This window comes from Petralouisia muris, from assembly GCF_004793545.1.
Lineage (GTDB): Bacteria > Bacillota > Clostridia > Lachnospirales > Lachnospiraceae > Petralouisia > Petralouisia muris.
The window spans coordinates 23,150-37,929 of the sequence record NZ_SRYA01000032.1; the positions used below are offsets into that span (position 1 = coordinate 23,150).

Genomic DNA, 14,780 nt, shown 5'->3' on the forward strand with positions numbered 1-14,780 from the left:
ATTGCGTGCTTTTTATTGTGAATTTGTTCTATCCAGTTATATTTATTATTATCTCATTGGTCTGTTTCAGACTGAAAAACACATAATTTGAGGTCTTACCCACTTTTTCCACACTATAATCGACCGGATATTCTCCGTCCTCTCCCAATCCGGTCACACACACAGGATCAAAAGGACAGTAAACCTTGCTCCTGCCTGCCGTTTTAAGCGTCATTTCAAGAAACTTTTTTTCTTCATCATAATGATAGGAACACAGTTCACCTGCCGTCTCCATCGGGTAAGCCCTGCAAAGGGAACTATAGTTCTCATCGTCTTCCATTCCTGGATGATAGTCCCAGTAAGCGGAACTCCACAGATACTTTTCGAGAATCCTGTTCATATGGCGGATCAGGTCATTCGTAAAGTCTTTGGATGGAAATGCACCCCACTCCCCTACAATTAAAGGAAGCTCCAATTCCTCCTGGGAACTGCGTTTATCAGCAAAGAGCCGCTCGATATTCTCTTTGCTGAAATTCTCATAACGGTCTGAATCAACCACGGAATCGTATCCGTGTGGAGCATAAATCTGTATGCCTTTCCCTGCTGCCGATGGATTTTGCAGCCTCCCGATTCCGGTGCGGATCGTACTGCTGCTGTAAATATTCCCTCCCGTAACAAGCGGTTTTCTGCTATATCTGCTGACAGCTTTCCATATACGCCGATAAAAATCCATCAACGTAGTACGGTCAAATTCCTGCATCCGCTCCGTCACATAGCCCATAAACAGCGCCTGCTGTTCCGGCGTGATATCTGCGGGGCAGCTTAGGTCAAACTGCGGCGCCTGTTCTTTTATTTTCATCGTGGCAGCGCCAAAGGCATTGCGTGCAAGACTTCCCATAAACGGCTCATTCATCGGCTCCCAGCCAATGATATTCTCGCAGTCGTTCAGATACTGCACGATCTGCTCCCACATTTTTGCATAATGCTCCAAAAGCCCAATACCGTCCGCCGCCTTTTTATCCGCCCAAAAGTTATCTGCCGCCCTGATGATTGCCTCGCTCCGCAGATAGGCATCATACCACATCGTACATCCTTCCGGATGATAAGCCCCCTCGTCCAGAGCCGCCCAGTCAGGCGCCCCGTCCATGTACTTTTGCGCGAAAAGATCCTGGTGCATATCCACCATGACATACAAGTCATACCTTTGGGCAAGCTGTATGGTATCTTTTACTTTTTTCAGATACTCCATGTCATATACTCCCGGCTGCGGCTCCACCCCATCCCAGAAAATGCCAAACCGTATGAGGTTCAATCCCATCTCATGAAAAGACCGGAATGATTTTTCCAGATTTGGAAACAAATATCCCAACTTTTTATCCTTGCACACTACATTGATGCCATTCAGTAAAATCTGCCTTCCATCCGGTGTCTGAAAATGCATCCCTCTAATTATAATCTGTTCCATAAATATCCCAACCTCCTGTTTGTAAATAGAACTTCACAATCTATCTGTTATTTTAAATATTTCATTTCATCCTGTATTGTAATTTTGCATGAAATATTATAAAATTGTTTCAAGTGTTACTTTATCTGCTTTTTGAAACTGTTTTTCACTGGAGGTTATCATGAATTCTAAAGATGCAATCTATTCGTTCTGCCAGACGCTGTACAACTGTATCTATCTCCCAATACATTATTATAAAAACAAGCAGCTGCAACTGGTACTGCCCAACACCGGTTTTCCTTTTGATCTTGCCGTTCCCCATTTATCCGAACTGGTTTCCAGAAAACAGGCCATCTCCTATCTTGCCACAAAAGAGCTTCACTATATCGGCCTTGTACAAAACGAAAAAACGGAACAGATGGTTCTAATCGGTCCCGTCATCAGTATTTTACCTTCCCCTGAAACCATCAGGAATATCATGAAGGAATATTCTATCCCGCTGGAACACAGAGAGCAGCTGACAGAACTGTATCAATTCATGCCCGTATATTCCTTTCATCAGTTCTGCCATTTTTTAGCCTTGTTTTATCAGGAATTGTTAAATGATGTGATTGATATTGACACATATCTGAATGTATACGTTGACACGAAAAGCACTTCTGTCGCTTCCCTTCATTCATTGAAAAGCTACGATTCCAAAGAGATGGAACATTTCCACAACACATACCATTATGAACAGCTGTATTTAGATTATATCCGCTGCGGAAACGTCGAAGGGTTAAAAAAATTTTTTTCCAACGCATTCTCCATACAGGCGGGCCAACTCTCAGACAATACCATACGTCAGGCGAAAAATATCCTTATCACGGCAGTCACACTGGTTACCCGCTATGCAATTGAAGGGGGGCTTGACATCGAATCCGCCTACCAGCTCAGCGACATCTACATTCAAGAAAGTGAAAAACTCCAGAATGCGGAAGCAATTTATCAGCTGCAGTACAATATGATGCTGGACTTTACGCGCCGCGTGGCGCAGGCACAGATTCCCCGCGACACCACTTCGGATATCTACAAGTGCATCCAGTATATCAAACAACATACTAATCAGGCAATCTCCACCTCTGATGTGGCTGCCTATGTCGGCAAAAGCCGCTCTTATCTTTCACACTGTTTTAAGAAGGAACTTGGGTTTGAAATGAATGGATTTATCATGCGCTGCAAGCTTGAAGAGGCAAAATCACTGCTGACTTACACGGATAAATCCATCAGCGAAATCAGCAGTTATCTCTGTTTTTCCAGCCAGGCGTATTTTCAGAACGTGTTTAAAAAGAAATTTGGGGTTACACCGAATATGTATCGGAAACATCCCGATGTACGTTGAGAATCTATAGAAACAGGATCAACATCCCCTGACGAAAAAAACATGATCTCAATGAACATAACGCAAACGTCCCTCTATAGGGAACCAGCCTGTCCCTGCCGGTTCCCTTTTATCATTTGTGCTTTATTGAGTTTTGTTCACGTAAACATCATTACTTTCCCTGTAATACCACTGCCGCAAGCAGGCTCCTGCAAACCCATCATACGCATCTGTGGATTGTCCTTATTAATGCCAAACCACCACCGCTCCAAAGTCGTTGCTACTTCAATGATCAGTTCATTCTCGCTCGTCTTAACAAGTGGCGTCAAATCATAACGGTATGGTGCGGCAATCTGAATCCCTCCGCTATGTCCATTGACAAATACCTCCACGCCTTCCCATGCCTCACTAATCACCAAGTAGACCTTACTGCAATTTTCCAGATGAAAGGTACTTTCATAGCGGACAAATCCAGAGAATTCCGGCACTTCTTCTGCAAGACAATCCGGCAGACACACCTCCTTGTCATCTCCAAAGTTAGGATAGTCCGCGCTCCGACAGATACTCCGATGCCAAGGAGCAATCGTTAGAGCCTTTCCGCCTTCTGGAATTTCCTCGGTAATCAAGCTTTCGTCTGGAATATCTGGAATCAGCCAGAAACTATGCAACGGTTCCACACGGATAGAAATCTTATCACCACACACTTCCACCGGATGAATCGTATTATTCCATGCATCATAGCGGTAATATGGACCAGAATCCGGCAATGTTACCGTTCCACTGTAAACCTCTGCGGATTCATTGACAAAAAGCCAGCAGGAACAAGATCCCTCATAATACATCGCCCGAATATCTCTGCTTCCGGGGTAGAATTCAGCTTCCGGCAAGCCTAATTGTTTCATAGCGGATACGACTTCATCCAACGGAAGGACTTTGCAATTTGCAAGTTCCTTAAGGAGCGTATCATCTCCATTTACAATCCCAATCGGAGGGGCATCCAAGAAGTACACCGGCATCCCCTCCGCTGACAGTTTAGCTGCTGCCTTGGCAAAATCTGCTGTCACAAATTGCGCCTTAGGTATCAGCAGAACTTTGTATTCCTGGGTGTTAATCCGCAAAGTCTTACCGATGACCGTTCCATAGTGATCTGGTTCGGCAAAAACATCTGCAGGAATGGTGTCATACTCTATCTGTGCCTGAGCCAGCAGGCGGGCAGGTTTCTGGGACAGCATAGACTCTCCTGTCCATTCCGCCTCGCCATGGTATAGAATCGCTACCGGCACATTTCTGTGTCCACCACTCAGTATCGTGGCTGCACGGTTCATATAGGCCATCAACATACCAAAGTGCCTGTACTGTGGATTGTTGCCGTGAACGTAAAAGTGGGGTGGAGCGTCTGGATCAGGAAACGGCGCTGGGCTGAACGCATGGGGAACAAAATAGTTGATTCCCCGAACCAAGAAGTGGTCTGCCAAATACTTCTCCAGCCGGACACCCTCCCCCCCATCCGTAATTACCAAGTATTTCGCACATCGCCCGTCCCTGCTTCTCTGGTTGGATAGCAGCAGCACTGGCTGCAAGATTAGCCAACTGGAAGTGGTAAAATTCCCCATCACGGACTGCGCCATAATAATTTGCCTTCGGCTCATCCTCTCCTTGAGGCATCACCTGACCGCCAATATTGTCAATACCAGCCATATCCTGGCCATCAAGTCCCCGGAAGTAATGTCCCAAGCTGGAGCCTGTGCGGGCATGGGCGTTGTTGTCCTCAATCACGTGGCCGATGTACTCCACACCGTGTTCCCGGCACCAGTCACCGATCTGCCGGCTGAAGTTCTCCCTTACAAGTTTTGTCACTGCATCCATGTATGCATACCGCACTCTTGCTGTTTCAGAGGCATCAGCATCTTTTTGCCATAGAAGGAACATCTTATTTTTCCAGTCCTCCCCCAATGTTTCCACCAGTTTTTCCGGCATTCCCGCAGAAAAAGGTAAATCCTGGTCTGTTCCCAATATGTTTTCATTAAAATAGAGATGTCCGTTACCAAGCTCTGGCTCATCGGAGAAAAAGCCTGCGATAGTCGTTCCAAAATCCGCTGCATAGTGTTGAAAGTGAGATTCATATACTGCATCAATCAGCAGACGGCAGGAATCCTGATCCATCATATTGATATAGTCCCGGTGGGGGCCACAGTTCCGGCTAAGACCCAGAATCCACAGAACCCAGTCCCCCTCCGGTTTTTCCCAACGGAATTTTTCCCCATTCATCGGAAGAGGAATACCAATCTGCTCTCCAGTTTCCTTACAAAAGGCTGTGACCGACAGAACTTCATCATCTGAGAAATGGGGAGCCTTTTTTAACAGTTCCGGCAGGAAATATTGTTCTACTGTCATAGCGTGAAATTCTGGTGGAATCATTCCCTCCAAATTCAACTCCACAGTCTGCGCAGGACCGGAACAGGCAAGGGATGCGGCGCACAAGCTCTGGCGGTGCAGTTCCACAGGTGCATCTTTTACTGCACCATTCGCATAACCGGTAGGGAAATGGCTGTCATCTAAAATCCACACTTTCATATTCCGTTTTCTGGCCTCATCCAGAATCACATCCATGTCCTGCCACCATTTCTTGCCACAAAAATCTGGGTGCGGACGGCTCTCCACTTCCATAGATACCCATTGGGCTGTGCCAGCAAATTCGTTTTAGCTGCTCTAACACAAAAATGTTAAATAAATATTGGATAATAAACTGACACATTCTTAAAAAGTACCTACTTTCTTTTTTCTAACAACTCCTTACGTATTTCATCTATTTTATCATCCAGTTTATAACAGCAAATCAATATCACCAATAAAATTCCTATGATTATAGGTGCATAAATATTGAGTACTTTAATACCACCAAGCGCAACCTCTGTCTGGCTTTCTGCACCACTGACAAATCCTACTGCACCCATGACTATTCCCGCAAAACCAGAAGCCAAACCAGCTGCGACTTTTTGGCCTGCGCTATTGATAGCCGAATAACCACTTTCAACCCGGTATCCTGTCTTCCACTCTCCGTAATCCATGCAATCCATTAATAGCAGCCCAATAAAATAAATCATAGGAAGTGTGCCCATATTGCAGGCAATTGATGTAACCGCATACAAGACTAAATTAGTTGGTGCAAATGCTCTTATAATACATGCAGCAAGATTGATGAACAGCCCCAAGCGTAGTACTTTAGCTTTTCCAAACTTCTCAAGCAGTTTAGGGATAAACAAAAGTACAATTGGAGCTACCAATGTTGTCATACTAATTAATGACAATAACGTCAAATCTCCAATATTATATGTAAAGTAATAGCTGCCGACAATTGTACTCAAATTCTGTCCAAAATAAAACGTAAAAACTAAGCCAAGGCAAATGAACACATATTTGTTATGGATTAACTGCTTCAACATGCTAATAATAGAAATTTTTTCTTCCTTGACTGCCTTACCTTCTGCATTTGTTAAAGGCAATTCTTTAATAACAAAAAATCTCAGTGCTGCCAGAATGATAGCCGGAATACCTATTACCAAGGCTAATATTGTCCACCCTGTCTTTTTTACACACAGGGTGGTAATAACAACTGGCATGGCAATGGCTAAAATTGTACTGCCATATGTGGCAATTGCCCCGCCAATTGCCAGTGTAGATGATTTGTCTTTTTCATTTGGAATTGCACGGATCATATATACCTGATCAGAACAATTGAAAAATGTCAGGGCTACAGAATTAATCAACGTGTAGCAAACAAATACATATATCAGTTTTCCCGTTGTGCTGAAAAAAGAGGGCACAGAAAACAAAAGTATGATAAAAATCCATGCAACAGACGCAAACAGCGTATATGGCCTTCCTTTTCCCCATTTCGAATCAGTACGCTCGATAATATATCCTGCAATTAAATCTGTAAATCCATCAAATACCTTAGACACCATCAAAACCATCCCTACTGATGCTGATGATAATAACAGACTCTGCGTCAAATAATAAGTCAGATACCCTGACATAATTCCCCAAAATCCATTTGAAGTCAATGCCGGTATATTCCATACAATTTTCTTATACATCGGAAACTTTTTTTCTGCTTGATCACCCATTATATCTTTTCCTCTCTTATCTTTCTTTTTGACCGCCTATTGTCGGGAACCACTCCAAACTATAACATTTTCCTAAATCCCAGCTATCCCATCCTGCCCAACCTTCTTCATTGACGGTATCCAGAAGCAATTTGTAGTTCCAGTAAAAATATCCTTCTCCCTGCTCCCATGCTCTTAAATGTGCATCTGCCAGTTTTCTGTAAACTGATCTCTTTTCCTCTTCATCCAGATGATTCTTTTCGGTTGCCTGTACCCCATTTAAAACACTCTGGCCACCCTTTGTATCAAACCCGCATAAATAGGAATTAAACAGACTCCATTCCCCACAGATGACAGGGAAATATTCCTGCATTTCTGCTATATCTTTAGCGAAATTATCCTCTATAAAATTAAGATAACCCTTCAAGTTCTGCTCACAACCCATTCCTTCTGCATTCATCAAATACATATGAGTATCAAGAATTACATTTCTAAACTCCTTTTCTCTCATAAAATCTTTCCATGACTTTAACATAAACGCATCATGAATCACTATACATTTTTCTTCAGGCAGATACTTTCGGATTCTCCGGTAAGCCCTCGTGTAGAAATCCCTAAGGAATTCAAGTGAATTCGGTGCACTGCCTTTTGCCATCTCTGGTTCTGCCGCCGGATAGCGTTCCTGAATTTTTCCATAAGTCCATATGAGTTCCGTAACGGGTTCGTTTAGGACTTCGATTCCCCACAGCCCCTCCCTTTCTGCATATCTTTCAGCCAATTTTTCCAACACATCTAATACACCTAATTTCCTGAAATTGTTATACATAGGTTTTAAGCTTATTCCCCAAATCCCTTATAAAATCGGTGTTTAGCCAATGTTTTTCTTTACAAACATATGTATAAATGGTATATTAAAAACAGGGAATTATACATATGTCGGAGGGAATCAGCATGGCATCTCTGGTCTATCTAAAACACAAAAATAGCACCACATACGTTTATGAAAACGTCTCATACTGGGATAAAAAGTCAAAAAAACCAAAATCAAAACGTAAGTGCATTGGGCATCTTGACCCGGAAACCGGAACAGTGCAGCCAAATGGCATGCGTGGCGGCAATCAGAAAAATATTGCGACCAAATCAGAAAAAGAGCCGCCCAAATGCTTCACTTACAGTTGTGGCATATCCTCCCTTTTGGATAAGGTATGTGCAGATATCGGGCTCGGCCATATACTGAAAAGCTCCTTTCCCAATGACTGGGATGCCATCCTGACATGCGCTTATTACCTTGTCAGCGAAGGGCAGGCGCTGTCCAGAGCTGAAAAATGGTCCCGGCAGGCAGTCACGCCTTATGGGACGGCGCTTGCCGACCAGCGGATCAGTGAACTGCTGATGCGGATCACGCCGGAACTCGTCCAGGGCTTCTTTTCAGCATGGCTGGAACATAATAGCTGTGACAGGTATTACTGCATGGACATCACAAGCGTTTCCTCCTATAGTGAGATGAACGAATTTGTATCCTATGGGTACAACAGAGACAAAGAAAAACTTCCGCAGGTCAATCTCCTGATGGTCAGCGGACATACAAGCCGTCTTCCTTTATTCTTCAGGGCTATGCCTGGGAGCGTCCATGATGTCAGCACGATGGAGGAAAGCCTTAAAAGGTTTGACCTCGTTGACGCGAAACGGTTGCATATGGTCATGGATAAGGGGTTTTACAGCGAGGATAACGTGGATGCCATGTACAGAAGGCGTATGCGGTTTCTGGTTGGCGTTCCGTTTACGACATCCCTTTCTTTGGATGCGGCAGAGCGCCACCGCAATGATGAAATGGTCTCTTACCGCCATTACTGTAATGTCCTTGGGGAAGAACTCTATGCGGACACAGAACTCATAAAGTGGAAAGGGCGCCGCTGCTGCCTTCATGTTTATTTTGACAGTATCAAAGCGGCGCTGGATGAGAAAAAGTTCAGCCACCGGATCCTGATGGAATATGAGAAACTCTGCTCAGGGAGTACGGTAAAAGAGCATCAGAAAGACTACGAAAGATTTTTTACTGTCAAGGAGACTCCTAAGCGGGGCAGGAAGGTTGAATACAATCAGGAAGCAATAGATGCCTGCAGAAAGAACAGTGTCGGCTGGCTTGCGCTTGCGACAAATGATGTCAAAGACCCGGTGGAGGCACTTGAAACATACCGGATGAAGGATACAATAGAAAAGCATTTCGATGACCTGAAAAATGACCTTGATATGAAAAGGCTGCGTATCCATTCCTCAGCAGCAATGGACGGGCGGCTGTTTATCCAGTATATCGCCCTGATACTTTCTTCCCAGATTAAAAACATCATGAATGAGGCCGGATGGTTCAAGAGCCATAATATGCAGGAAGTGATAGATGAGATGAAATCCCTGCGGGTAGTTTCTGTTGAAGGGAAACGTAAGCCGATCTACACAACGACAACAGCTTTTCAGAGAGAAATTATTGAACTCTTTGGGCTAAACATCGGCTGACATATGTATAATTGATACGGGATTTTAGGTGTCCAGCTCCGAACATCACGGCCGATAGCACAACCGCAAGCAAAGCGCTGTCTTTACTTTTTACCAACATCTTTTCAATAAGATTCAGCAATAAGCCCTTTTTCCTAAATCCCAAGTCCCATGCAGGACATAATGTTCTTAAAAACAAATAGGCTACCGCTCCTATGAGCAAGAAATTTACCATAAGCGTAAAGTAAACAGGCTCTATGTCCGCAACTTGAATATGGACAAAAAACGCGCTTGGAATACCTGTTATATCCATAAACGCAATGCTCAAAGTCAAAATTGCTATATAAATTAACTCTCGCTTTTTCAAAGCGCTCCCTCCAAACTTCTATCTGTTTCCTTTCCTGTTCCTGCAGCAATAAACGACCAGCACAAAGACAAAAGAAATTACCTGTGCAGCCATGATCCGGACAATTTGTAATTCGTCTGCACCCTTTAGCGAAATAACATGCAGCATATTTGTAGCAACGGTATTATTTAATAAATGGTCGCCAAGCCCCGCCCATATATTTCCTGTCATATGGTAAAGAAGTCCCCATTTAATTCCCATAATTCCGGCAAGGATTATATACCCGATACCCATTAGAACCATTGCCGCAAATGACATTTCACCATCCATACAGCTTCTGACCGGCATTACAATGTGCCAGATTCCGAATAAAAATGCCGCAATAAAATTCGCCTGCATAAATGGTTTTGATTCAGAAAATATTTTAATGAACAGTCCTCGAAAAATGCCTTCCTCCATCCATACATTGATAACATTGAATACTACACATAACAGAAAGAAAACAAAATCCGTATTTTTTATTTGGGAGCCAGTTAATGAAAAACTGCTGATATATATTTCTAAATGTGCAAGGTTTCCTTGCAGTGCTAAAATTGTTAATTCCAACCAATACGAAATAGCAAAGCAAACGCTTCCCAATAATAAACCTTTCAAAATACTGCTTACAAAACCGTTTCTTTGAAATCCAATATCACTCCATGTAAGATTTACCCTTTTCAATGCCAATGCTAATATGATAATTCCAGCTGCTTTATGAATCACATTTTCTCCAATAGCCGTCCTATCTGTCTCAATCAGAAAATATTCTATAAACCTTGCAGCTAAACAAAGTGTAAATATTGCAATGCACAAACTATCTGATTTATATTTTGTATTTCTTCTCATTCCAAATCATTTCCCTTCTGAAGTGCAAGATTCTCCGAATGCATCCTGATAAATATACTGTGTATTGTTCATCAGCACAAACCATTCATCCTTCGTATTCCATATATGCTCTATCCGTTCTATATTTCCATCCGGATCTTCCAACAATTCTGCCAAATAATCAAGTTCACATAGCTCATTCTCGCTAAGTGCCTGGATACCGCTGCGGAGATACATTGGTTGATAAGAATAAAAAATCTCATTGTTCATCAGCGCCTGAAAATCCATCAGGAGATATTCACAAACACCCTCTAATAGATTCGTTGGATATATGTCTAAGTTTTTATGCAGGGTATGCCTTCTCAGTCCCAGCCATGCTTCCGACGCAATGATAAACTTGTGCCGCGGCAAATCAAACTGACTATAACCAAAACGTTCCTCATATTCATAATAGCCGTCTACATCCGCCAAAACCCACCTGTTTTCACCAAAATCCCAATACTCAATCACCCAATGTTCCACATAACTGTCCCCGTCATTGTCAAAATCCATAAAACCGGCTCTTGAACGGCAGGGTATCCCCTTTGCTTTCAGTATTGCACTGAATAAGATAGAGGCCTGCCGGCATGATACGGTGAGCCTTTTTGTTACATCTTTATTTTCGCCAAATCCCTCCTCGTCCAGATAGAAAATACCCGCAATCATGGATACAGCCGTTATGTATAGTTCGTCTTCATTTTTAAAACGATGACTGGGATAGGATGCAAATTTCCCGTAATAGGTATCCTCCAAATACGCAGACGGCTCTGTAAAATACATGGGCGGATGCGTAATCTGGTCACAGACCAGCTTTCCAATCGCCGCTATATCATCCGGCAAAGATATCAGCAGCTCTCTGTATGCACCTGCATAGGTATAGATGCTTGTTTTTAAATAACGTTTGATGTTATTAGATGGATTGAATTGTGCTTTATCCAATTCATATAAAAACGTACTGATTAAAATTGGATTACCATTTTCATCATGTATTGCAGAAATACCATGCTGGACTTCATGTAGCTCCAGTTCTTCTACCGCCCTTCTCACATCTTCTGCAGATCCCCACTCGCCGACATGCGCTTTTAAACGCAACCCCTCTTTTTTTGCCCTGCGGTAAATGGATTTGAAATTTTTTATTGGCTGTGCCAATTCGTCTCCGTATAAATCAATAGAATAAAAAGTCTTATTTCCCCAAAAATGTGAAAGGCAGTCTCCCAGATATCCGATGGACAATGCCTTGACAGGCCGATCTGCAGCCGCAATTCCATATCCGGCGCAATTTCTCTCTGTGCCGTGGTAAACACTTCAATCAATTCGTCAATATCATTATGAAAATATTCTGAAAGCCCCCAGACATCTTCTCCAATCTCCAGCACGGTAATGCCGTCTTCCCTGGCCTGATGGAAAGCGGCCCGAATCAAAAGCCTTCTCATTTCTGATGTCTCGAATTTTTCTCCGAGATTTTCCCAGTTCCATGCATGCATTTCATCCATGGACAATATGGGAGTTTTCACAGGTTCTATCTTTATGCCTGTCATTTTTCGCAGATACTGCCGGCTTCCGCCCAGTACAAAGTGGTTATGCAGGTCAGCTTTGGGAAACGCCCTAATTTTCTCCAAATTTCTTTGTTTCAATGCATCGGTAAAACTTTCCTTATAAATGTTTCTCATTTTATTCATCAATCTCAATCATCCGTTTATATACACCCGAAGATTTTTCGTCAATCATAATTGCGTTCACGCATTTTTTATAAAAATCAATAGCGAATTTTGCAGGCCATCCTATAATGGCATAAGTATAGCCAAGCTCCTGCATGGATTCCAGAGACTTCAGCAGCAGGGCTTTCCCTATTCCCTTTTTTCTTTCACTTTCCAGCACAGCCATAGGACCGAAAAAATTCCTGGCTGTCGCCTCATAACATGCAAAACCGATGATTTCCTTACCCCTTGTTGCAATATAACAGGTAATGGGGTTATTAGAAAAAGCGGCCTGCACTTCATCTGAATAATCATCTTTTGCACATGTCCTGGCGAAAGCGATGATTTTGCTCCTGTCAGGCGCTAATGCTTTTTTAATTCTGATGTCACTCTTGAATAAATTTTCTTCTATGTCGTGTGAATAGGGAATATTATATAGTTTAACCAGCATATCTGCCATATGATTACCTCCCAGGATACCGGTTGTAATTTGTGCCTCCCAGAAAACGGTGGCAATCAGTCTATCTTATGAAAACACACTGTCTGTTCTTTCATGGATATTTTCCCGACCTGCCAGCCATAATCTGCAAGCTCTTTCTTATATTTTAGAAAAGAGTGGTCAATCGGTATACCCGCAATCTCCTGAATCTCTTCAAAGGTCAAATGAAATGATTCCTTTCCGCTTTTCTGCACATATTCCCATAATGCGTTGTATTTACTCATTGCCTTTCTCCTCTCTTTTTCTTAAAAACATAAATGACAGTATTGATGATACATAACAGCACAAAAAGACTCGTAAAGTTAATCCATATATCCCTGTACGCTGTTTTCGCCAAAGGTTCCCGCAATCCGCTGAACCAGACATAGGCGAACGCCAACAGCTGAGAAGGAATATATGCAATCAAATATCTGAGAGCCAAAGGCTTAACAGGCAGATTCGTGCATAACTCAAATGCCGCTATCCCGATCAGGAGAATGATAGCCCTGTCTAACTCATGCCAGTTACCGCTTGGGTCTTCATAGATGCCGTTATAAAGATACAAAACGCTGTTGAACAATGTAATTGCTGTATATATCACCGAATAAATCGACACAATACGGATCCATTTTTTCTGATTCATTTTATTTCCTTTCTCTTTTGCCGCCACAAACTGACATTTTATTATAGCCTGCCCGAACTGCCAAAACAATTTAATTGCTGTGAAATGTTTATCTGTTGCCGCGAAATGCTGTATAAAATCCGATCTATCACTCAGGATATTTCAGAAAGTTAAATTTAACTTTGTGCCCGCATCTGTTCTACCAAGGATTGCTTTTTCTGCCTGCGTACCATCCAGACTGACAGGACTACCTCCATACCAAACAGCACAAGGAGGAACAACCCCATTTGCAGGAACGGGAACTGATAAGGGACAACTGCGCCGGCAAAGGATTTCTTACTGACCGCCGCACAGACTGCCACGGAAAGCGGCAGCCCCAGGCTCAAGACTGTAAGCGCCGCAAAAAGCGCATGGCACATCCCCTCGGCGACACTCATCCGGCACAACTGCTTTCCTGTCAGGCCAACGGAGCGCAGGATGCTGTTCTCCCGCTTCCGGGACATTTGGTTGGAAAGCGTCGTATTGATCAGATTGACAACGCCAAACAGGAAGATCAGCCATGAAAGAGCCTGCAGGCTTCCAAAAATAATGCTGCTCTGCATTTTATCATATTCGATATGTGCGTCTATAGTATCCATTCCAAGATTGCTGCGGCCAGATATCAGCTCCTGCAGGCTGCTTTCCGCAAACTCTGCTTTCTTCGGGTCGCTGACAATGCTCCAGGAATAGTCAAAGCTTTCGATTTCAGGATGGAGTTCACGAAACAACTCCTCCGGTGCGAACAGGACCGCCGAATCCATGGCAAGCGCACCATGTCCGTTTGCCATCTTCGATGCATCGAACAGTCCGGATATGGTAACTGTCACAGTTTCCTGACCCAGAATCAGCTCAATAGTGGCCCCAACATCCATATCGGCATGGTGCTTCTGATAACTCGTACTTAGAAGGATGCTGTGGGTATCTGTCGGTATGGCGCCGGATACCAGCGCAGCTTCTACGTCCATGCAGTTTGAGTCCATTAGCATGTCGCACATACCGGCCTCAGTGCTTTCGGAAGTCCTAAATTTGCCGTGCAGAGACCGGCGGGTGGCCAGCACATCCACCACCCCATCCACAGAAAGGATCTCCTGCCTTAAGCTTTCATCCAGCGGATTGCCTGCAGCCATGATCTCTTCCTCCGGCGGCTGTATACGGATGGCAGCGCGGACATGGTTGTCAGCCGTGGTATTGGCAACAGCATCATACCGTTCCGCTTCAATAACCGCCCGGAGATTGTATTGATAGAGCTTTGCGCTGAATAAAAAATATTTTTAAGCAAAAACAGTTTTGCAAGATATTTTTATCATTTTTATGTG

General features: G+C 43.4%; 15 protein-coding genes. 2 read left to right on the top strand and 13 right to left on the bottom strand.

The genetic code is table 11. The annotated features are described in order from the left end of the window. Positions 1 to 28: 28 nt before the first annotated feature. Positions 29 to 1,444, bottom strand: coding sequence for a glycoside hydrolase family 5 protein (locus E5329_RS15780; RefSeq protein ID WP_135990443.1), 1,416 nt, complete (start codon positions 1,442 to 1,444; stop codon positions 29 to 31). Positions 1,445 to 1,604: 160 nt separating this feature from the next. Here E5329_RS15780 and E5329_RS15785 point away from each other — a divergent pair, with 160 nt between their 5' ends. Further along, positions 1,605 to 2,804, top strand: coding sequence for a helix-turn-helix domain-containing protein (locus E5329_RS15785; RefSeq protein WP_135990444.1), 1,200 nt, complete (start codon positions 1,605 to 1,607; stop codon positions 2,802 to 2,804). A 137-nt stretch (positions 2,805 to 2,941) separates the two neighbouring features. Here E5329_RS15785 and E5329_RS15790 read toward each other — a convergent pair whose 3' ends face one another. The 4 genes from E5329_RS15790 to E5329_RS15805 all read right to left on the bottom strand — a co-directional run bounded on the left by E5329_RS15790 (position 2,942) and on the right by E5329_RS15805 (position 7,679). Next, complete coding sequence (locus E5329_RS15790; protein ID WP_168356648.1) at positions 2,942 to 4,258, bottom strand: hypothetical protein; 1,317 nt, start codon at positions 4,256 to 4,258, stop codon at positions 2,942 to 2,944. Continuing rightward, the gene (locus E5329_RS15795) at positions 4,185 to 5,450 is read right to left on the bottom strand and encodes a hypothetical protein (RefSeq protein WP_135990446.1); all 1,266 of its coding nucleotides are present in this window, start codon (positions 5,448 to 5,450) and stop codon (positions 4,185 to 4,187) included. Before E5329_RS15795 ends, E5329_RS15790 begins: the two co-directional genes overlap by 74 nt. Positions 5,451 to 5,551: 101 nt before the next feature. Continuing rightward, a complete protein-coding gene (locus E5329_RS15800) occupies positions 5,552 to 6,910 on the bottom strand; it encodes an MFS transporter (RefSeq protein ID WP_135990447.1) in 1,359 nt (452 codons plus the stop codon). 16 nt (positions 6,911 to 6,926) lie between these two features. After that, complete coding sequence (locus E5329_RS15805) at positions 6,927 to 7,679, bottom strand: glycoside hydrolase family 5 protein (RefSeq protein ID WP_135990448.1); 753 nt, start codon at positions 7,677 to 7,679, stop codon at positions 6,927 to 6,929. A 161-nt stretch (positions 7,680 to 7,840) separates the two neighbouring features. Between E5329_RS15805 and E5329_RS15810 the strand changes: the two genes are divergently transcribed. Then, on the top strand, positions 7,841 to 9,400 hold the full coding sequence (locus E5329_RS15810; protein WP_135990449.1) for an IS1634 family transposase: 1,560 nt from the start codon (positions 7,841 to 7,843) through the stop codon (positions 9,398 to 9,400). Here E5329_RS15810 and E5329_RS15815 read toward each other — a convergent pair. The 8 genes from E5329_RS15815 to E5329_RS15850 all read right to left on the bottom strand — a co-directional run bounded on the left by E5329_RS15815 (position 9,369) and on the right by E5329_RS15850 (position 14,591). Then, positions 9,369 to 9,746 carry a hypothetical protein gene (locus E5329_RS15815; RefSeq protein ID WP_135990450.1) on the bottom strand — a complete coding sequence of 126 codons (378 nt, stop codon included), beginning with the start codon at positions 9,744 to 9,746 and terminating at the stop codon, positions 9,369 to 9,371. The two genes, E5329_RS15810 and E5329_RS15815, sit on opposite strands and share 32 nt — an antisense overlap. Positions 9,747 to 9,764: 18 nt before the next feature. Then, a complete protein-coding gene (locus tag E5329_RS15820; RefSeq protein ID WP_135990451.1) occupies positions 9,765 to 10,610 on the bottom strand; it encodes a CPBP family intramembrane glutamic endopeptidase in 846 nt (281 codons plus the stop codon). 6 nt (positions 10,611 to 10,616) lie between these two features. Continuing rightward, positions 10,617 to 11,777 carry a transglutaminase-like domain-containing protein gene (locus tag E5329_RS15825; RefSeq protein WP_275443339.1) on the bottom strand — a complete coding sequence of 387 codons (1,161 nt, stop codon included), beginning with the start codon at positions 11,775 to 11,777 and terminating at the stop codon, positions 10,617 to 10,619. Beyond that, positions 11,762 to 12,307: an amidohydrolase family protein gene (locus tag E5329_RS15830; RefSeq protein WP_275443340.1), complete on the bottom strand. Its 546-nt coding sequence runs from the start codon at positions 12,305 to 12,307 to the stop codon at positions 11,762 to 11,764. Before E5329_RS15830 ends, E5329_RS15825 begins: the two co-directional genes overlap by 16 nt. Next, positions 12,300 to 12,785, bottom strand: coding sequence for a GNAT family N-acetyltransferase (locus E5329_RS15835; protein ID WP_135990452.1), 486 nt, complete (start codon positions 12,783 to 12,785; stop codon positions 12,300 to 12,302). Before E5329_RS15835 ends, E5329_RS15830 begins: the two co-directional genes overlap by 8 nt. A 56-nt stretch (positions 12,786 to 12,841) precedes the next feature. Beyond that, positions 12,842 to 13,048 carry a hypothetical protein gene (locus E5329_RS15840; protein ID WP_135990453.1) on the bottom strand — a complete coding sequence of 69 codons (207 nt, stop codon included), beginning with the start codon at positions 13,046 to 13,048 and terminating at the stop codon, positions 12,842 to 12,844. After that, positions 13,045 to 13,446: a DUF6608 family protein gene (locus E5329_RS15845; RefSeq protein ID WP_135990454.1), complete on the bottom strand. Its 402-nt coding sequence runs from the start codon at positions 13,444 to 13,446 to the stop codon at positions 13,045 to 13,047. Before E5329_RS15845 ends, E5329_RS15840 begins: the two co-directional genes overlap by 4 nt. Positions 13,447 to 13,601: 155 nt before the next feature. Further along, entirely contained in the window at positions 13,602 to 14,591 is a 990-nt protein-coding gene (locus E5329_RS15850; RefSeq protein ID WP_275443341.1) for an ABC transporter permease, read from the bottom strand. Positions 14,592 to 14,780 lie beyond the last annotated feature (189 nt).